The following is a 19,202-nucleotide window of genomic DNA, read 5'->3' as shown; positions in this document are numbered from 1 at the left end:
CCACCGTTCACCGAACCGAGGATCACTTCGCCATGATGACGACGATCCCGACCGATGCCGCACGCCTGCGTGCGGCGGTCGACTTCGTCAGGGAGCAGGACTCCGCTGCTCTGCTGCCGTTGCTGCTGCCCGGCCTGGACGGCCTCGAACTGCGTGCGCTGGCGGACCGGTGCCGCTTCTCGCATGCGGCGGTGCTCGTCTTCCCGCCGACGCTCGCGGCGCTCCGCGCCGACCTGACCGCGTGCGGGCTGGACGGGGACGTGGCCGAGCACCCCAGCGTCGTCGTCCGGGACCGGCTGGCCGCGCGGCACGGGCGGGACGCCGCCGAGCTCGACGTGCGGATCCTGCGTCCGCCGGTGCCGGGCCCGGAGGGTGAGCCGCGCTGCGTCGAGGTGTTCGCGCTGGCCGTGCCGCCCGGCTCGGAGCGGTTGGCCGAGATCGCCGCGCACGAACGGCTGCGGCAGCACGAGGCACACCTCGCCTTCGAGGTCCCGCGCCCCGATCCGCTGGTCCTGCGCGGCATGCGGGCGCTCTTCGCGCGGCACGGCGCGGTCGCCGACGGCGGCGGCTACAACCCGCACGAGGACGGCACCGTCTTCTACTTCACCGCACCGAGCGACGCGAAGGCGGACTACCTGCGGGTCGAGCTCTACGTGCACGGCGACCACCGGGACGTGCTGGCCGCGCATCTGGCGGAGCAGAGCGCCAACCGGCCCGCCGAAACGCTCCTGCGGCTGCTGACGGGGGCGTGGACCACGCAGGCGCTCTCCACCTTCGCGGAGTTGAGCGTGCCCGACGCCATGGACACCGAAGTGGCGGTCGCCGTGGACGTGTTGGCGCGGGCAGTGGGAGCGCACCCGGAGAGCCTGGCCCGGCTGCTGCGCTACCTGGCCACGTTGAACGTGGTGGCCGGGACCCGGGACGGGTTCCGGCTCACCGGGGTCGGCGCGCTGCTGCGTGCGGAGTCGCGGATGTCGATGCGGCCGTTGGCCCTGATGTACGGCGGACCGTTCTACCGCTCCTTCGGCGAGCTCGGACACACCGTCAGGACCGGCAAGGTCGCCTTCGACCACCTCTTCGGCGCGCACCACTTCGACCACTTCGCCCGCGACCCCGAGCTCGCGGAGCTCTTCGACCGGTCGATGGCCGCGAGCGCGCGCATGTTCGAGCCGCTCGTCGCCCATCCTGTGGTCACGGCTGCCGCCGGAGCGGCCGGAGCGGCCGGAGCGGCCGGAGATAACGGAGACACCGGAAACACCGGCGCGCCCAGGACCGTCGTCGACGTGGCGGGCGGGAACGGGGAGTTGCTCGGCCGGATCCTCACCGCGCATCCGCGCCTGCACGGCGTCCTGCTCGAACGCCCGCACGTCGTCGAGGCCGCCCGCCGCGCGCTCGACGCCGCCGGTTGCGGTGTGCGCTGCCGCTACCAGGTGGGCGACTTCGCGGACGTGCCAGCCGGCGGGGACGTCTACGTGCTCTCCCGGGTGCTGCACGACTGGGACGACGACCGCTGCCGCGCGATCCTGCGCAACTGCGCCCGCGCGATGCCGCCCCACGCGGACCTGCTGGTGGTCGAGCGCGTGCTGCCGACCGACGGCTCACCCTCGCTGGCTACCGCCTGGGACCTGCACATGATGTGCAACGTCGGCGGCCGGGAACGCACGGCGGACCACTACGCGCGGCTGTTCGCCGACGCGGGGCTCGCGCTGGTCGACCGCTCCCCGCTGCCGTTGGACGGCAGCGTGCTGCACGCCCGGAAGGCCGCCGGGGCCTGAACCGAGGACGCGCGGGCTCCGCGGCGTCAGCCGCTCTGGTGCAGGAAGGCGTCGGCGGCGGCGAGTCCGGCCGCGGCGGCGAACGTGGCGGCCAGGACGCGGATCCGCAGCTGCTGGTACCGGGTCGCGTACTCGCGCTGGAGCCGGCGGGCCCGGCGCGCGATGCGCTCGACGAAGGCGCGCGAGCTGTCCAGCCGCTGCTGCCGGTAGAGGCGGACGACCTCCTCGCGCTGACCGGTCGTCAGCCAGGGCAGCAGGTCGGCGAAGCGCTCGGCCTCCTGCTGCGCGCGGTCGGTCTCCGCCTGCCAGTAGAGGTAGCCCTCCAGCATCCGCAGCCCGGCGGCGGGGTCGGGCGCGGTGCGGTCGGGGGTGTGGGGGTCGTCGTCGGCGGCCACGGGCGGGGTCTCCTGTTCTTCTCCCGGTCCTGCCGGTTCCCTCCGACGTCCTACTCGTCGTCCGTCCGCTGGCGCTCGATCGCGGCCGACAGGTAGGCCGGGACCTCGCCCGCGTTCTCGAGGTAGTCCTGCGCCGCGATCGCCGGGTGGTGCAGCTCGAAGGCCGGGGATTCGGAGCGGATGCGGGGCAGGGTCAGGAAGTTGTGGCGCGGCGGCGGGCAGGAGGTGGCCCACTCCAGCGAGCGGCCGTAGCCCCACGGGTCGTCCTCGGTGACCACGGCGCCGTACTTGCCGGTCTTCCAGACGTTGTAGAGGAACGGCAGGATCGACAGCCCGAGCAGGAAGGAGCCCGCCGAGGAGATGACGTTCAGCGTGGTGAAGTTGTCCTGGGGCAGGTAGGTGGCGTAGCGGCGCGGCATGCCCTCCGCGCCGAGCCAGTGCTGGACCAGGAACGTGGTGTGGAAGCCGATGAAGAGCATCCAGAACTGGAGCTTGCCCAGCCGCTCGTCGAGCATCTTCCCGGTCCACTTGGGCCACCAGAAGAAGAACCCGGCGAACATGGCGAAGACGACGGTGCCGAAGACCACGTAGTGGAAGTGGGCGACGACGAAGTACGAGTCCGAGACGTGGAAGTCCAGCGGCGGCGACGCGAGGATGACGCCGGTCAGGCCGCCGAAGAGGAAGGTGACCAGGAAGCCGATGGTCCACAGCATGGGCGTCTCGAAGCTGAGCGACCCGCGCCACATGGTGCCGATCCAGTTGAAGAACTTGACCCCGGTCGGCACGGCGATCAGGAACGTCATGAAGGAGAAGAACGGCAGCAGCACCGCGCCGGTGACGTACATGTGGTGGGCCCACACCGTGACCGAGAGTCCCGCGATGGCGATGGTGGCCGCGACCAGCGACTGGTAGCCGAACATCGGCTTGCGCGAGAAGACCGGGATCACCTCGGAGACGATGCCGAAGAACGGCAGCGCGATGATGTAGACCTCCGGGTGACCGAAGAACCAGAACAGGTGCTGCCACAGGATCGCCCCGCCGTTGGCCGGGTCGTAGACGTGCGCGCCGAACTTGCGGTCCGCCTCCAGCGCCAGCAGCGCGGCCGCCAGCACCGGGAAGGCGAGCAGCACCAGCACGGCGGTGAGCAGCACGTTCCAGACGAAGATCGGCATCCGGAACATCGTCATTCCGGGCGCGCGCATGCACAGGATGGTGGTGATGAAGTTGACCGAGCCGAGGATGGTGCCGAAGCCGGAGAAGGTCAGGCCCATGATCCACATGTCGCTGCCGACGCCGGGGCTGTGGATCGCGGAGTTCAGCGGCGCGTAGGCGAACCAGCCGAAGTCGGCCGCACCTTGCGGGGTGAGGAACCCTGCCACCACGATGATCGAGCCGAAGAGGTAGAGCCAGTAGGCGAAGGCGTTGAGGCGGGGGAATGCGACGTCGGGAGCGCCGATCTGCAGTGGCATGATCCAGTTGGCGAAGCCTGCGAAGAGCGGGGTGGCGAACATCAGCAGCATGATCGTGCCGTGGATCGTGAAGGCCTGGTTGAACTGCTCGTTGGAGAGCAGGTCGTTGTCCGGCTGGATCAGCTGACCACGGATCAGCAGCGCCATGACGCCGCCGATCAGGAAGAAGGCGAACGAGGTCAGGGTGTAGAGCGTGCCGATTTCCTTGTGGTCGGTCGTCGTCATCCACTTGATGATCGTCTGACCGGCCGTCACCGGCTTGGTCTCGCCGAGCGCCTCATCAGCGGTGGTGGGTTGTGCGTACACAGGTCTCCTCGCGCCCAGTTGGGGGTGGCCCGCCGGCCGGAGTCGGGGCATCCGCCTGTGGCCGCGGTCTGCCGGGCGCTCGGAAGGCTAGTGAGCGCGGGCGCGGCGCGGTGCCGACACGCCCGGCGCGGCGTCGGCGATCGACCGAACCGGTGACGACGGCAGAGCCGTTCGGCACCGGCGCGGGGGTGGCGGCCCGAAAACCGGTTGCTGCCCGCCGCAGTCGGTCGAAGCATGGTGCGCCATGAGGAATGAGGACGGGAACGCCGCATCCGCCGGTTCGCGCCCGGTCGCGCTGGTGACCGGGGTGGGCCGCACGGTCGGCATCGGGGCCGGCGTGGCCCGGCGGTTGGCGGCGGCGGGCTGGGACGTCGCGTTCACCCATTGGTCGCCCTACGACGCCCGGATGCCCTGGGGCGTCGAGCGCGGCGCGGCGGACGAGATCGCCGAGGAGCTGGCCGGGCACGGCGCCGACACGCTGGCGGTGGAGGCGGACCTGGCCGACCCCGCGACCCCGGAGCGGATCTTCGACGCGGTCGAGCGGCGCTTCGGCGGCGTCACCGCGCTGGTGATGTGCCACTGCGAGTCGGTCGACTCCGGACTGCTCGACACGACCGTCGAGAGCTTCGACCGTCACTTCGCCGTGAACGCGCGGGCCACCTGGCTGCTGATCCGCGCGTACGGACGGCGTTTCCAGGACGCGCCCGGCACCGGCCGCGTGATCGCGCTGACCAGTGACCACACCGTCGGCAACCTGCCCTACGGCGCGAGCAAGGGCGCGCTGGACCGGATCACGCTGGCCGCCGCGCATGAGCTCGCACATCTCGGGATCACCGCCAACGTGGTCAACCCCGGCCCGGTGGACACCGGTTGGATGTCGGACGAGGTGCGGGAGCAGCTGACGGCCCGGACCCCGCTCGGTCGGCTCGGCACGCCGCAGGACACCGCGCACCTGGTGGAGTTCCTCTGCTCGCCGCAGGGCGGCTGGATCAACGGGCAGTTGCTGACGAGCAACGGCGGGTTCGTGAACTGAGCCGCGCCCGGGACGCACGGCTCACAGCCGCACGACGCGGTCGCCGCTCAACCGTCCGGTCGTGTCGAAGAGCAGCCGGGACGCCTTGGTCAGCGTCGGCAGGTCGTAGCCGGTGTGGGCTTGGAGCAGCACGACCAGGTCGGCCTCCGCCGCGGCCCGCAGCGGGTCGGTGTGGCGGCGCAGCTGGGGACGGTCGAGCGGCAGGCGTGCGGCGTGCGGGTCGTGCCAGGTGACCTCGACGCCCAGGTCCAGCAGGCCGCGTGCGACGTCCAGGGCGGGTGACTCGCGCACGTCGTCGGTGTCCGGCTTGTAGGCCGCGCCCAGCAGCGTCACCCGGGCGCGTGCCGCGGGCACTCCCCGGGCTTCGAGCAACTCCACTGCGCGGGCCACGACATGGCCGGGCATGACGTGGTTGGCCCGTAGCGCGGCCCGGACGACGGCGAAGGAGTCGGCGGGCGCGCCGTGCAGCAGGTAGACCGGGTCGACCGGGATGCAGTGCCCGCCGACCCCGGGGCCGGGGCGGAAGGACTGGAAGCCGAAAGGTTTCGTCCCCGCGCAGGCCACCACGTCCCACACGTCCGCGCCCACCGTGTGGCAGTAGCGGGCGAACTCGTTGACGAGCGCGATGTTGACGCTCCGGTAGGTGTTCTCCAGCAGCTTGGCGAGCTCGGCCTCGCGGGTGCCGCGCGCGACGACCACGGTGTCGACGAACCGTTCGTACAGCGCCGCGCACTGCTTGGCGCAGACCGGCGTCACGCCGGAGACCACCTTGGGCGTGTTGCCGATGCCGAACTCCCGGTTGGCCGGGTCGACGCGCTCGGGGGAGTAGCCGAGGTGGAAGTCGACGCCCGCGACCAGTCCGGTGGCCTCAAGCAGCGGGCGCGCCAACTCCTCGGTGGTGCCCGGGAACGAGGTCGACTCCAGCACGACGAGCATCCCGGACCGCAGCCGCTCGGCGACCGTACGGCACGCGGCGGTGAGCGGGCCGAGGTCCGGCTGCCCGTCGGGGGTGAGGCCGGTGGGGACGCAGAGGGCCACGGCCTGCGCCTGCGTCAGCAGGTCCGGGTCGTCGGTGGGAATGAAGCCGGCGTCGAGCATCCGGGCCACGTCCGCGTCCGCGACGTCACGGACCGGGGAGCGGCCCGCGCGCAGTGCGCTGACGGTGGTCGGTGCGATGTCGTATCCGGCCACGGAAAGTCCCGCGTCGCTCGCGGCGCGGGCGAGCGGGAGGCCCACATAACCGAGGCCCACGATCAGCAGATCAAATGACATGACCGAACTCCCCTGGAACGGCGGCCCCTGAACAACGGGCACAGCGAAAGGGCGGGCCCGGGAAATTACTTGGGTCCGCTCGCAGCGATCCTGCCAACTCGCAGCCCTGGCATGCAGGGCACAGTGCCCAAGCGGCCACCAGGCGGGTGAATTGTTCACCCTGGCGGATGATGATCTTGGAGGCCCCAAAGCCTTGGTCCCTTTGTGTCCAAGGCTTTGTGCGGGCGGCCAAATCCCTGGTTGCAAGGCCCACTTGAGGGTGGTTCGTGGGCGACACGACGACACGGCCAAGGGTCGCTCCGTGCACGGAGCATGTGGTGCACTGTGCTGCGAACCCGGGCAAACGGTCCGGGCCGTTCGAGGAGTTTTCATGTCCCGTTTTGTCACGGTGAAGCGTGCCGCGCTCGTCGCCGCCGCGGCCGGTGCCGCCGCTGTCGCCCTGGTCGCCGGTTCGACCGGGAGCGCCAGCGCCGCCCACCTGCGTGCCGTCGCGCCGCCCGCGCTGACTGTCGACTTCAGCGCGAACAACGACGAGGCCGGTGCCGCCAGCGCCGTCGGCGCCGGCTTCGGTGGCACCGCTGTGGTCAAGGACGCCGACGGGAACGTCGCCGGCAAGGCCTACGACATGTGCGACAAGGACGGCATCACGCCGACCTCGGTCACCGCGTTCTGCCACGCGGACATCGTCTTCGCCGACGGCGACCAGATCGCGATCGACGCGGTCTTCCCGGTCCAGAACCCGGCCACCGCCACCTACCCGAAGTCCTTCGACGGGGTCATCGAGGGCGGCACCGGCGCGTACAAGGGCGTCACCGGCACCGCGCACATCACCAACCGCTCCCTCGCGGTCTACGACATCACCTGGGACGCCTCCTGACGCGTCCCGCGTCTGAGTCACCCACGGTGGGCCGCTGTCCGCGGCGGCGGCCCACCGCCGCGTCCTGCCCTCGTTTCCGGAGAATCCATGCCCGTCGCCGAATCCGCCACCCTCACCAGCCCGCCCGAAGGCGCCTACGTATTCGACAACGACAGTCCTCACGCGAACGAGCTGCACCGTTGCCTGGGCGCCGCGCACGACGGGATCACCACGGCCCGCCTGGCGCAGACCGGGGTCGGGCCCGGCTGGGACTGCCTGGAGGTCGGCGCGGGCGGCGGCAGCGTCGCGCTCTGGCTGGCCGAACGCGTCGCGCCCGGCGGCACCGTGCTGGCCACCGACCTCAAGCCCGAGCACATCCCCGCGCGTGCGGGGCTGACGGTGCGACGGCACGACGTCGTCCACGACCCGTTGCCCGAGGCGGGTTTCGACCTGATCCACTTCCGGCTCGTGCTGACCCACCTGCCGCAGCGGCGAGTTGTCCTCGGCACGCTGTTGCGTGCCCTGCGGCCCGGCGGATGGTTGCAGTTGGAGGAGTTCGACATCGACTACGCGCCGGTGCTGCTCGCTCCCGACCGGCGCACCCGCGAGGGCTACGAGGCGTGCCAGGCCGCCAAGGGTCGTGTCCTGCGCGCGGCTGGTGCGGACCCCTCGTGGGGTCGCAAGAGCGCGGAGGACCTGCGCGCGGCGGGCTTCACGGACGTCGAGCCGGTGCCGCATCTGATGCCCTGGACGGCGGACTCGCCGGGCCTGCAACTGCAGCTCCACCACACGTACCACCTGCGTGAGGCGTTGCTGGAGCAAGGTCTGACGGATGATCAGTTGCTGGCGGCGCGCGAGGCGATGACGCACCCCGCCTTCCGCGCGGCGTCCTCCGTCCTGTACTGCGTGCAGGCGAGGCGTCCGGCATGACGACCACCGCGGCGGTCCACGTCCGCACCCGGGCCTCCGGTCCGGGTGCCGCTCCGGACGTGGCCGCGCGGCTGGCCGTCGCGCAGCTGCGGGCGCTCGGTTGGCGGGTCAGGCCGGAACTGCCGTGCAGGAGTGGGGTGTTCACCGCTCAGGCCGGGCCGTTCCGGGCGCGCGCCGACCTGAGCTGCGCCGGGCCGGTCGACCTCGCGCTCGGCGGCGAGGCCGACGTGCAGGCCGCCTGCGGGCTGATGCACGTCCACGGCCGCCGCTACGGCGGCCCGACCGCGCTGGGCATCGCCTACGCGAGCGCGCTCGCGGGGACGCTCGCCGCGACCGGCACATTGGCGGCGCTGGTCGACCAGGCTGCCGGGCGGGGCGGTGACGACCGGTGCGTTACCCCGTCCGTCACCACGTCGGTGGCGCAGGCGGCGCTGCTCTCGGTCGGCCAGTACCTGGCCGCCGCGACCGCCGCGGACGAGGAGTGGTCCGAGCCCGCCACTCCGGGTGGCCCGCCGTTCGCGGCCGCCGACGGGGTCCGGTTCGAACTGGAGACGCTCGATCCCGAGGCGTGGCGCGGCTTCTGGGCCGCGGTCGGCGCGGACCGGGCCGACGCCGGACGCGGCTGGCTTCCGTTCCAGCAGCGCTACGGCACGGCCGTCTGTCCGCTCCCGGTCGGTCTGCTCGCGGCGACGGCAGGGCTGCCGTTCGCCGACCTCGAACGCCTGGCGCGCGAGACCGGCGTGGACCTGACGCCGGTCGCCGCCGAACCCCGGGATCTGCTGCCCGACGGCTGGCCGTGGCGTGTGGTGCCCGGACGTTCTGTCGGCACGGCTCGGGAGAGGGGAGGCGGGCCGCACGCAGGAGACGGACCGCTGGCCGGGGTGATCGTGGTCGAGGTCTGCCGCCGCGTCCAAGGTCCGCTGGCCGGGCACCTGTTGCGGCTGCTCGGCGCCCGGGTGGTCCGCGTCGAGCCGCCCGGTGGCGACCCGATGCGCGGGATGCCGCCGATGGCGGGCGACTGCTCGGCGCGCTTCGTGGCGCTGAACCACGGCAAGGAGACCCAGGAGGCGGACCTCGCCACCGCGTCCGGCCGTGCGACCGTGCGCGAACTCGCCGCCGGGGCGGACGTGTTCCTGCACAGCCTCGCGCCCGGCAAGGACCGGGCGCTCGGCCTCGACGCGGAGGCGCTGGCGGAGGTCAACCCGGGACTGGTCCACGTCGCCGCCTCCGGCTGGGGCGAGGAGCGGGGCGAACGACCGCCCGTGGGAACGGACTTCCCGGTCCAGGCCTGGTCCGGGCTGGCGGCGCTGGTCACGCCGCCCGGCCTTCCGCCGACGCCGTCCCTGTTCACCCTCACCGACGTGCTCGGCGGCGCCGTCTGCGCGGAGGGCGCCGTCGCGGGGCTGCTCGCCGCCCGGCTGACCGGGCGCGGGCAGGCCCTGACCTCCTCGCTGCTCTCCGCCGCTCGGATGCTGTGTCTGCCCGAGCTGCGCTCCCCGGATGCGGGGCCGGAGTTGGAGCCGTCGATCGTGCCGTGCACCGATCTGGCGGACCTTGCGGCGGACCCGCGCTTCGCCGCCGCCCTCGACCGTGACGGCGACTGCACCGTGGTCCGCAGCCCCTGGGAGTTCCACCGATGACCACCGCCGCACCCGTGCGGACCTGGCGCTCCGACAACGGCCTGGTCCTGCGCGACACCGTCCCCGCGCGGCTGCGCCTGCAGTGGGTCCAGCGCGGCGACTGCCCGGACGTCGGCCTGTACCAGGCCTTCGCCGAGCGCGTGCGCGTCCACGCGGACCGCCTTGCCGTCCGCACGTCCGACGTTCAGCTGACGTATCGTCAGTTTGACCTGCACGTCCTGCAGATGGCCGCAGCTCTTGCCGCCTCCGGGGCGGGTCCCGGCGACATCGTCGGCGTCCGGCTGCCGAGCGGCTGGCGCGCTCTGGCGGTGGATCTCGCCGTCGCGGCCGTCGGCGCGGTCGCCCTGCCGTGGCCGGCCGGTCAGGGCAGCCGCGAGAGTCACGCGCTGCTGGAGCTCTCCAGGGCCCGGTTCCTGGTCACCGAAGCCGAAACTGACTCAGCGTCAGCCATCGACCGCCGACACGGACCCCTCGACCACCTGGAGCACGTCGTCACGGTCGACGACCTGCTGCGCGGCGACCCCGAGGCGTTCCGCCCCGCCGACGTCGAACCCGAGGCTCCGGCCCGGATCCTGGTCTCCTCCGGCTCGGAGACCGCGCCGAAGATGACCGCCTACAGTCACAATGCGCTGCTGGGCGGACGCGGCACCTACGTCGCCGCCGTGCTGGGCCTCGATCCCGACGATCCCTATGGGGAGACCGACGCTCCCAGCGCCCTCGTGCTCGCCCCGCTCGCGTCCTCCTACGGCTCGCTCGGGCTCGTCGCACTGGCCGGCTGCGGAGCGACGCTGCACCTGCTGGACAGGTTCGACCCCGAGGGTGTCCTGCGCGCCGTCACCGCCTGGCGGCCGACGCACCTCGTCGGCGTGCCGACCATGCTGCGCCGGATCGCCGACCATCCGCCCGTGCCCGGCGAGGAGCTCGGTTCCCTGCGGAAGGTCGTCTCCAGCGGCGCGCAGCTGACCTCCGCCGTGCTGGCCGCCGCGCTGAAGCGGTTCCGCTGCCCGGTCACCAACGTCTACGGATCCAGCGACGGCGTCAACTGCCGTACGACGTGGACCGATCCGCAGCAGGACGTGAGCCGCGTCGGGACGCCCGACCCGCGCGTCACCGAGCTGCGCGTCTGCGGCCCGGACGACCGGCCGTTGCCGCCGGGGACCAGCGGCGAGATCCAGGCGCGCGGACCGATGAGCCCGCTCTGCTACGTCGGTGCGCCCGAGCTCGACCGCCGCTACCGCACCGCCGACGGCTGGGTCCGCACCGGCGACCTGGGCGTGATCGAGGCGGACGGCTCGCTGCGCGTGCTGGACCGGCTCAAGCAGGTGGTCATCCGCGGCGGTTGGACGATCAGCCCGGCCGAGGTCGAGGAACAGGTGCACGCCCACCCGGACGTGGCCGAGGCGGCCTGCGTGGCCGTCCCGGACCCGGACCTCGGCGAGCGGCTCTGCGCCTGCCTGGTCCAGCGCCCCGGCACGCCCCCGCTGGACGTCGCGAGCCTCGGCGCGTACCTGGGCGGCGAGCGCGGCCTGGCCCGCCGCAAGCTGCCCGAACTCGTGCTGCATCTGGAGCGGTTGCCGCTCGGGGCCACCGGCAAGGTCTGCCGCCGCACGCTCACCGCCGCGGCGACGGCCCGCCACCTGCCGGATCCGGGAGGCGCCTGAGCGCAGCGATTCCGCCGCCCGACGCAGGACGGCCAGCACCGCAGGACCGCACCACCGCAGGTCAGCAGCACCGCAACGCAGGAGGAACACCCGCCCGATGGAACCCGCGTCCGCACTCGACACCGCGGCCCAGCCCCAGCCCCATCCTGAGCCACCGGCTCAGGCACGGGTTCTGACCCTTCCGGCCCGTTCGTCGGCCGCAGAGGCCGCACGAACTGCTGAGCCCGCAGCGGTCGCCGACGGCCCGGTGATCGCGCCGGGCAGCTGGCGCGCCTACGCCAAGCTGGCCAAGCTCGACATCCTCGACTACTACCTGAGCATCCCGCTGGTCGCGGCGATGCTGGTCCCGTTCGGCGCGGCCGCCGATCTGCCGTACGTCGGCCGGTCCGCGCTGGTGCTGCTGCTCTTCTTCCTCGGCGAACTCACCATGGTCGCCGCGATGGTGGCCTTCGACGACGTCACCGGCTACCGCGACGGCAGCGACGCCGCCAACTACGGCCCGGACGCCGCCGCCCGGCGTCTTGCCCGCAAGCCGCTGGTCGCCGGGACACTGACGGAGCATCAGGCGCTGCGCTTCGGCTCCGCCGCGATCGCGCTCTGCGCCGGGTTCTGGGGAGCGACGGTGGCGATCGCGCCCGCCCGGCCGCTGTGGGCGGTGCTCGGGACCGGGGCGTGCCTGGTCTTCGGGTTCCAGTACTCGTGGTGGCTCAAGTTCAGCTACCGCGGCTTCCAGGAGCTCTTCCTCGCCGCTCTCGGCTGGGGCTACGTGCTGCCGCTCTTCGGCCTGTTGACCGGGCAGGCGCCCGGGTTCGTAGTCGTCCAGGCGCTGGTCTTCGGCCTCGGCCCCGCGCTGTTCGGCGTCTACTCCAACATCAACGACCGCGACGGGGACCGCGCCGTCGGCCGGCTCACGGTCGCCTGCGTCACGTCCGTGCGCGGGAACGCCGCGTTCATCGGCGCGGTCTCCGCGTGCGAGGCCCTGCTGATCGTCGCCCCCTCGGCCGCCGGGATCGGCCCCTGGTGGTTCCCGCTGCTGATGTCGCCGGTCGTCGCGCTGCGCGCCGTGCAGTGGGTCAGGGGCAACGTGCGGGGCGACGTGTTCGGCGCGCGCACGCTGGGCATCCGGTTGCACCGGATCGCCACCGCGCTGATGGTCGCCGCCGATCTGCTGCTGGCGGTGACGCAGCGGTGAAGCCCCTCCACCCCGGCATCGTCTTCGACGCCCTCGCCCGCCGGCGCTCGCCGACCGTCGTCCATCTCAGCCGTCCGCTCGACCTCGCGCCCGACGCGGGCACCCGGTTGACGGTGCCGCAGGTGGCCGCCCTGGTCCGGGTCACCGCCGCGCGGCTGGCCGCCGCGGGTGCCCGTCCCGGCGACCATGTCGCCGTCGTCAAGCGCAACCACTGGGACTACGCGCTGATCGCCTGCGCCGCCGCCCGGATCGGCGCGGTACCGGCGCTGCTCTCCGACCACCTCGACCCGCACGTGCTGGACACCCTGCTCGACCGGTTGCAGCCCGCCGTCCTGGTCACCGAGACGCGTCTGCTGCGCGCCGGCAGCGCCGCCGGAGTGGAGCTGACCCGGCACGCCGGGCTGACCGTGACGCTGGACCGCGGCGCGCCCGGTGACGGCCGCCGGGCCAACGTCACCGCGCTGCAGGACCTGCCCGACGTGCGGTCGGCTCCGATCCGCCGTCGTGCGGACGGACTGCCGCTGGTCGTGCTGCAGACCTCCGGCACCACCGGCGCGCCCAAGCTGGTCGTCCACTCCACCACGACCCTGATCCGTCGGCTGACCGGCTTCGAGGCGCTGCCCTGGCCCGTCCTCACCGCGGGCCGCGAGGACGTCTTCGCCAGCGCCACCTCGTTCGCCCACGGCCGCGCGCTGTCCTGGACGGTGAGCACGTTCTGGCACCAGCCGCGCGAGGTCGTGATCGTCGCCGACCCCGATCCCGAGGTCGCCGGCCGGCTGCTGGCGGAGCACCCGCCCACCATCGTGGAGGCGCTGCCGTCCACCTACGTGCGCTGGCACCGACTGGCCGCGCAGGAGCGCAACCCCTTCCGCGACGTGCGGCTCTACATCTCCACCTTCGACGCGGTCCATCCGCCGACCGTCCGCGCGTTCCTCCAAGCCAGCCGCCGCCGCTTCCCGCTGTGGATGCAGGGCTGGGGGCAGACCGAGACCGGGCCGCTGACCTTCCGGTTCTTCACCAGGCGTGCCCTGGCCAAGCGCGCGCAACGGCACCCGACCACCCGCAACCTCGGCTGGGCGCTGCCGGGTTGGGTGGGCCTCCAGGTGGTCGACCGGCACACCTTCCGTCCGGTGCCGCGCGGCGAGGTGGGTCTGGTCCTCAGCCGGACCAAGGCGCGCTGCCTGGGCTATCTCGGCGAGCAGGACCGCTGGCGGGAGAAGGTGCGCGGGCCCTGGTTCAACACCGGCGACCTGGCCGTCCGCTCCCGCTCCGGCGCGGTGCGGCTGCTGGACCGGGAGGTCGACATGATCCCCGGTATCAGCTGCGTCGAGCTGGAGGACGTGATCCAGGACCGCCTGCCCGAGGTCGAGGAGGCCGTCGTCCTCGGCGGCGTGGACCGCACCGCGCAGCCGGTCCTCATCGCCGACGGGCCGGTCGAGCCCGCGCGGTGGAAGGAGGCCGTGCGGGACCTGCCCGCCCTGGCCGAGCCGCTCGTGCTCGAGCGGGACGCTGTCCCGCGCACCGCGACGGGCAAGGTCCGCCGCCACGAACTGCGGGAACGCTACCTGGCCGGAGCCATCGGCCACGGCACGGGACGGTGGACATGACCGGGCCCAACTCGGCCTCCACGTCCGGCTTCGACCTCGACGTCGCGGTTGTGGGCGCGGGTGTCGGCGGCCTGACCGCCGCCTACCGGCTGCAACAGGCGGGACGCTCCGTCCAGGTCTTCGAGGCCGCGCCACGCGTGGGAGGGAGGATGGCCAGTTCCCGCGTCGACGGCTACCTCATCGACGAGGGCGCCGAGACCATCGCCGACCGCGGCTACGCGGCCACCTGGCGGCTGATCCGCGAACTCGCCGTCCCCCGTGAGGACCTGGCGCCGATCCGGGCGGGATTCGCGCTGTGGCGCGACGGGCGCGCCCACGCGCGCATGGGCCATTCCCTCGGCCTGCTCACCGGCGCGGGCATGTCCTGGCGCGGTCGGCTCGCCTGGCTCCGCTCCACCACCCGGACGCTGCGCGACCGCGCGGAGTTCGACGCCGACCGGCCCGAGGTCTCGCCCGTCGGCGCGGCCACCGTCGCCGAGTACGCGAGGAGTTACCACCCCGAGCTGCTCGACTGCCTGCTCCAGCCGTTCTCCAGCCACTGCTTCGGCTGGCGGCCCGAACGCTCCACGGTCGCACCGATGCTGGCGTTGCTGCTGGCGGTCGGCGGCGCGGGGGCGCGGTGGTCCACCTACCGAGGCGGCATGGACACCCTCGCGCGCGCTCTGGCCCGGCAGGTGCCCGTACAACTCGGCACTCCCGCGCTGGTCGTCGAGCGGACGGGAGCGGACCGGGCCCGCCTGCACCTGGTCGACGGACGGGTGCTGACGGTGCGTCAACTCGTACTCGCCGTCCCCGCGCCGGTCGCCTTGGCCCTGGATGTGGACGCGACGTCGCAGGAGCGTCCCTTCCTGGAGGCCTGCACCTTCGCGCCGATGCTGAAGGTCGTCTGCCTCCTGGACCGCTCACTACCCAGCCCGACGCGCACCCCCAGCTACGCCCTCTCCGTACCGGAGCGGGAGAGCCGCATCTGCGCCGGGCTGCTGCTCGACCACCTCAAGGCCGAAGGCCGCGTCCCGGCGGGGCGCGGGATGGTCACCCTCTTCGCCTCGCCCAGGTCCTCCCCGGACCTGCTGGACGCGGCCGACGAGGAGGTCGCCCGGGTGCTCGCCGCCGAGGCCGAACGGTTCCTGCCCGGCCTCGGCGCGGCCACCACCCGCACGGTGGTGCACCGCTTCCGCCACGGCCTCCCGGAGGCCACGCCCGCGGCGCTCCGCCTCCGCGGCGCGTTCGCCGCGCGTCCCGCCGGGCCGGTCGAGTACGCCGGCGACTGGACGCTGCTGCGCCCCAACAGCGAGGGCGCGGTCCGCTCCGGCGAACAGGCCGCCCGTCGCCTCACCGGGTCGCTCGCCGCGACCCCCTCCTTCGCCCGCACCCGCGGGTAACCGCCGGACCCACCTCACCCCTCATCGGAGGAACTTCCATGCGTCGCAGCGCAACCGTCATTGCCGGGGCCCTGGCCGCCTTCACGGCCCTCGTCGGCCTCGCCGCCGGACCCGCCCAGGCGGCGACCGGTCAGGTGGTCGTCTTCTCGACCGAGCTCCAGCCGCTGGACATCTACCAGAACCCGACCGGCTGCCAGAAGCTGCCGCCGCTCTCGCATGTGGTGGACAACCTCACCGACAGCACCATCCGCGTGTACGCCGACCCGTTCTGCACGATCCCGGCCAGCCTCCCCGGTTCCGGGGGCGGCGTCGGCACGCTGGCTGCGGGCTACGGCACCCACGTCTCGGGCGTCGGCAGCTTCTCCGCCTGAGGCCCACGCTGACCGCTCTGACCGCTCTGACCGCTCGCGCCGACCCGCTCACTCCGTGGCGCGAGCGGTCAGAGGTCCAGCCGCATGGACTGCGCCTGGACCTGGTACCCGAGGCTGCGGTAGAGGTTCTGCGCCCGGGTGTTGTCCCCGAAGACGTTCAACCCCATCGACGTCGCGCCGAGCCGCCGCCCGGCCTCGGTGGCCGCGTTCATCAGCGCCCGGCCATAACCTTTGCCTTGGTGCGCCTCGTCCACCCCGACGAAGTAGACGTACGCCTGGGAGTCGGCCCCGAGCGGACGCATCCCGATCCACAGCGTGCCGACCCGCTCGCCGGTCTCCTCGTCACGGGCCACCCACAGGTGGTTCTCGGGCGTGGCCAGGCCCTTCGGCAGCAACTGGTCGTACGCCTCCCGGGCCTTCTCCGGACCCTCCTCCGCGGCCCAGATGCCCGCGGTGACGTTCGACCGCGCGTACCGCTCGACCTGCACCTCCTCCCAGGGGCCGAACTCGGCCTCGGTGAACGGCTCCAGACGCACATTTCGCACGGGCTTCTCCATGACGCCCGATCGTATGCCAGTCCACCGATACGTGTGCGGAGCTGTCCGTTCCGGGGTTTTTGTGAAGTCACAGTGAAAACCTGCAGGTCAAGCCGGGGATGACCGCCGCAGTCTGATATCCCTACCAACGGTTGCACATTGCTGACGTTGAGTTGTTGGGGACTGCTGCGTGAAGTCGATATTCTCCGAGGCCTTCCTCCGTCACGCGGAGTACCACGCCGCCTGGGGGACCGAGCAACTGGAGGCGCTCGGGCGGGCGTTGCCCGCCGGTGGCGAGTGGACGGCGGACCTGGATCAACAGGTGTACCGGGCGGCGGGCCGCACCGTCCGCGTCGGACTGCTCGGCACCTTCGACGTCACCGGTCGCTCGTGGCTGTGGGCCTGGGCCAACCCCGGCCTGCGCGGCACGCCGGTGGTGGCGGCGAGCGAACGGGTCGCCGCGTTCGGGAAGCGCAACAGCGTCCCCGAACTGCGGGACGCGGCCGTGGACCTGTCCGGCTTCGACGATCCCCGCTGGGCCGCGGAGGCGTTGGCCTTCGTCGCGATGGGCGTGCTCAGCGCCCCCGGCTACATCGGCCAGTCCGCCGGCTCGGACACCCGGGTCTACTTCGCCCCCGACGACCCGCAGATCACGCTCGCCCCGCTGGACCCGATCGCCATGCCGGGCTTCCTGATGACCGGCCAGAGCCTCTTCAGCCGCTCCGCCCGCCAGGTCGTCCGCGGCTACTTCGCCCACCACGGCGTCCGCGCCGAGACCGCCACCGACGGCACCCGCGCCCGCCTGCCGGACGGCAGCACGGTCCTGGTGACCTTCGACGCCCTCGGCCGGATCGCGGGCGTCAACGCGGAGGTGCGGGCGAGCTGACACGGCGTCCCCGTGCGACGGTCGTGAACCAGGAGGCCATCACCCGGCAGGTGTCACCGCTCGCGTCCGCGGGGCTGGAGCGGGTGGTCGGGGAGCGCGGGGGCGGGAGTCGAGGCGCCCTCGTAGCCGAGGACGTGTCCGAAGCGGTCGCCGGTCTCCCAGTCCTGTCGGGCGGTGGCGATCTCCTCGTGGGTGCGACCGACAAAGTTCCACCACATCACCAGCTTCTCGGCGAACGGCTCCCCGCCGAGGAGCAGGAACTGCGACTCCCCGTCCACCGCGCGCAGCGGCAGGTCCCGGCGGCCGGTGCCGAGGTAGAGCATCGAACCCGGGTCCAGGCGGACGCCGTCGACCTCGGTGGTGCCGGACATGGTCAGCACGGCGTACTCGAAGTCTGCCTCGACGGGCAGCCGCAGGTCGGTGCCCTGACGCAGGGTCAGGTCCGCGCCCATCAGCGGCGTGTGGACGGTGCCGGGGGAGAGTGCGCCGTCCAGCTCGCCCAGGATCACGGTCGCGTCCAGGCCGGGGGCGCTGACCTGCGGCAGCTGTGCGTGGTGCTCGAAGTCCGGGGCGGTGTGCCGGGCGTGGTCGGGCAGCGCGACCCAGAGCTGCGCGCCGTGGAGCAGTTGCGGGTGCGGGACGGGGCTCTGCTCGGAGTGCGAGATGCCGCGGCCCGACGTCATCAGGCCGAGCTCGCGCGGGCGGATGGTCTGGACGTGGCCCGCGCTGTCGCGGTGCAACACCTCGCCCGCGTGCAGCCAGCTGACGGTCTGCAGGCCGATGTGCGGGTGCGGGGGCACCTGCATCCCGGGCTGGTCCGCGATGTCGTCGGGGCCGTAGTGGTCGACGAAGGCCCAGGCGCCGACCATCCGGCGGCCGAGGGTGGGCAGCAGGCGGCGCACCACCGAGGAGTCCCCGAGCGTGAACTCCCGGGCGCTGAGCAGGTCCCGGACCGGGGTCCCTGGCACGTGCTCGCGTCCGCCGCGCTCGCGGAAGGACGCCGCCGAGGGGTCGGGGGTGGTGTCGCGCACGCTCATGGCTGCACCTTCGTCTCTGGCGTCTTCTGGTGGTGGTCGGCGGCCGGGACGATCGGAGTGCCCTCGCGGACGGCCCGGGTGACGGGCGTGCGTTCGGCGATCTCCAGCATCCGGGCGCGCTGCGCGTCGTCGAGCGGGCCGATCAGGTCGATCCGCCGGGTGATCCGGTTCGCCCCCTCCGGGCCCTTCTCGTACGCGACGTGCACCCGGATGTCCGTAAGCGGCCAGGACTTGCGCTCGGCGTACATCCGCAGCGTGATCGCCGTGCAGGAGGCGACGGCGGAGATCAGCAGTCCGACGGGGGTCGGGCCGCTGTCGCCGCCGCCGTGGGAGGTCGGTTCGTCGACGGCGATCCGGTGCCGGCCGACGTGGAGGTCGACTCCGTAGTCGGTCGGCAGTCCGGTGGCGACCGCCGCTGCGGCGCGGACGTATCCGTCGGCGCTGGGCGCGGCCCCGTCGCCCGGCAGTATGTCGTTCACAGGCCGAACCGCTCGCGCTGCGCGACGGGCACCAGGTCGACGTACTCGGGGTGCTTCTTGATCCACCCGCGGATGAAGGGGCAGTAGGGCAGCACCGCGAGACCCTGCTCCCGCATCGCGTCCAGCGCGTTGCGGGCCAGCAGGCTGCCGAGTCCGTGTCCCTCGAAACGCGGGTCGATCTCGGTGTGGATGAAGGCGACCTCGTTGCGGAAGCGGTGGTACTGGGCGAATCCGGCCAGCTCTTCGCCCTCGAAGACCTCGAAGCGCGACTGCTCGGGGTTGTCGGTCACACGCTTGTCCATGATGCGCCTCCCTGGAAGCTCTGTTGTGGATCACCATATAGTTGAAGCATCAACTAGTGCAAGCGGCTCCACG

The 19,202-nt window shown here is 72.8% G+C and carries 18 protein-coding genes; 11 read left to right on the top strand and 7 right to left on the bottom strand.

The features are described from left to right. Positions 1-32: 32 nt before the first annotated feature. Positions 33-1,775, top strand: a complete 1,743-nt coding sequence (locus I2501_RS14635) for a methyltransferase (RefSeq protein WP_196194416.1) — start codon at positions 33-35, stop codon at positions 1,773-1,775. A 26-nt stretch (positions 1,776-1,801) separates the two neighbouring features. Here I2501_RS14635 and I2501_RS14630 read toward each other — a convergent pair whose 3' ends face one another. Together I2501_RS14630 and ctaD are read right to left on the bottom strand one after the other, a co-directional pair. After that, positions 1,802-2,170, bottom strand: coding sequence for a hypothetical protein (locus I2501_RS14630; RefSeq protein WP_328806369.1), 369 nt, complete (start codon positions 2,168-2,170; stop codon positions 1,802-1,804). A gap of 50 nt (positions 2,171-2,220) precedes the next feature. After that, on the bottom strand, positions 2,221-3,996 hold the full coding sequence (ctaD, locus tag I2501_RS14625; RefSeq protein WP_196194415.1) for an aa3-type cytochrome oxidase subunit I: 1,776 nt from the start codon (positions 3,994-3,996) through the stop codon (positions 2,221-2,223). A 193-nt stretch (positions 3,997-4,189) separates the two neighbouring features. Here ctaD and I2501_RS14620 point away from each other — a divergent pair, with 193 nt between their 5' ends. Further along, a complete protein-coding gene (locus I2501_RS14620) occupies positions 4,190-4,978 on the top strand; it encodes an SDR family oxidoreductase (protein WP_196194414.1) in 789 nt (262 codons plus the stop codon). A gap of 21 nt (positions 4,979-4,999) precedes the next feature. Here I2501_RS14620 and I2501_RS14615 read toward each other — a convergent pair whose 3' ends face one another. Next, positions 5,000-6,250, bottom strand: coding sequence for a nucleotide sugar dehydrogenase (locus I2501_RS14615; protein ID WP_196194413.1), 1,251 nt, complete (start codon positions 6,248-6,250; stop codon positions 5,000-5,002). A gap of 370 nt (positions 6,251-6,620) precedes the next feature. On the opposite strand from I2501_RS14615, the gene I2501_RS14610 reads away from it, so the two are divergent. The 8 genes from I2501_RS14610 to I2501_RS14575 all read left to right on the top strand — a co-directional run bounded on the left by I2501_RS14610 (position 6,621) and on the right by I2501_RS14575 (position 15,889). Beyond that, complete coding sequence (locus I2501_RS14610) at positions 6,621-7,127, top strand: hypothetical protein (RefSeq protein WP_196194412.1); 507 nt, start codon at positions 6,621-6,623, stop codon at positions 7,125-7,127. 87 nt (positions 7,128-7,214) lie between these two features. Then, positions 7,215-8,036: a class I SAM-dependent methyltransferase gene (locus tag I2501_RS14605; RefSeq protein ID WP_196194411.1), complete on the top strand. Its 822-nt coding sequence runs from the start codon at positions 7,215-7,217 to the stop codon at positions 8,034-8,036. Further along, positions 8,033-9,676, top strand: a complete 1,644-nt coding sequence (locus I2501_RS14600; protein ID WP_196194410.1) for a CoA transferase — start codon at positions 8,033-8,035, stop codon at positions 9,674-9,676. The genes I2501_RS14605 and I2501_RS14600 overlap by 4 nt, the downstream gene beginning before the upstream one ends. Beyond that, complete coding sequence (locus I2501_RS14595; RefSeq protein ID WP_196194409.1) at positions 9,673-11,337, top strand: class I adenylate-forming enzyme family protein; 1,665 nt, start codon at positions 9,673-9,675, stop codon at positions 11,335-11,337. Before I2501_RS14600 ends, I2501_RS14595 begins: the two co-directional genes overlap by 4 nt. Positions 11,338-11,434: 97 nt before the next feature. Next, the gene (locus I2501_RS14590; protein WP_196194408.1) at positions 11,435-12,529 is read left to right on the top strand and encodes a UbiA family prenyltransferase; all 1,095 of its coding nucleotides are present in this window, start codon (positions 11,435-11,437) and stop codon (positions 12,527-12,529) included. Then, positions 12,526-14,136, top strand: coding sequence for a class I adenylate-forming enzyme family protein (locus I2501_RS14585; protein ID WP_196194407.1), 1,611 nt, complete (start codon positions 12,526-12,528; stop codon positions 14,134-14,136). Before I2501_RS14590 ends, I2501_RS14585 begins: the two co-directional genes overlap by 4 nt. Beyond that, entirely contained in the window at positions 14,133-15,518 is a 1,386-nt protein-coding gene (locus I2501_RS14580; protein WP_196194406.1) for a protoporphyrinogen/coproporphyrinogen oxidase, read from the top strand. The genes I2501_RS14585 and I2501_RS14580 overlap by 4 nt, the downstream gene beginning before the upstream one ends. Before the next feature lie 38 nt (positions 15,519-15,556). Then, positions 15,557-15,889, top strand: a complete 333-nt coding sequence (locus I2501_RS14575; protein ID WP_196194405.1) for a hypothetical protein — start codon at positions 15,557-15,559, stop codon at positions 15,887-15,889. Positions 15,890-15,957: 68 nt separating this feature from the next. On the opposite strand, the gene I2501_RS14570 is transcribed toward I2501_RS14575, so the two are convergent. Continuing rightward, positions 15,958-16,446, bottom strand: coding sequence for a GNAT family N-acetyltransferase (locus I2501_RS14570; protein WP_196194404.1), 489 nt, complete (start codon positions 16,444-16,446; stop codon positions 15,958-15,960). A gap of 169 nt (positions 16,447-16,615) precedes the next feature. Between I2501_RS14570 and I2501_RS14565 the strand changes: the two genes are divergently transcribed. Next, positions 16,616-17,311, top strand: a complete 696-nt coding sequence (locus I2501_RS14565) for a DUF6882 domain-containing protein (RefSeq protein WP_196194403.1) — start codon at positions 16,616-16,618, stop codon at positions 17,309-17,311. A 53-nt stretch (positions 17,312-17,364) separates the two neighbouring features. On the opposite strand, the gene I2501_RS14560 is transcribed toward I2501_RS14565, so the two are convergent. Genes I2501_RS14560 through I2501_RS14550 form a run of 3 tightly spaced genes read right to left on the bottom strand, consistent with a single transcriptional unit; the run spans position 17,365 to position 19,129 of the window. Continuing rightward, on the bottom strand, positions 17,365-18,348 hold the full coding sequence (locus I2501_RS14560; RefSeq protein WP_196194402.1) for a pirin family protein: 984 nt from the start codon (positions 18,346-18,348) through the stop codon (positions 17,365-17,367). After that, the gene (locus tag I2501_RS39345; RefSeq protein ID WP_215909624.1) at positions 18,345-18,827 is read right to left on the bottom strand and encodes an OsmC family protein; all 483 of its coding nucleotides are present in this window, start codon (positions 18,825-18,827) and stop codon (positions 18,345-18,347) included. The genes I2501_RS14560 and I2501_RS39345 overlap by 4 nt, the downstream gene beginning before the upstream one ends. Beyond that, the gene (locus I2501_RS14550) at positions 18,824-19,129 is read right to left on the bottom strand and encodes a GNAT family N-acetyltransferase (RefSeq protein WP_196194401.1); all 306 of its coding nucleotides are present in this window, start codon (positions 19,127-19,129) and stop codon (positions 18,824-18,826) included. The genes I2501_RS39345 and I2501_RS14550 overlap by 4 nt, the downstream gene beginning before the upstream one ends. Positions 19,130-19,202: the final 73 nt, after the last annotated feature.

This window comes from Streptacidiphilus fuscans (assembly GCF_015690355.1).
Taxonomy (GTDB): domain Bacteria; phylum Actinomycetota; class Actinomycetes; order Streptomycetales; family Streptomycetaceae; genus Streptacidiphilus; species Streptacidiphilus fuscans.
This window is presented reverse-complemented; position numbering and strand designations above follow the sequence as displayed.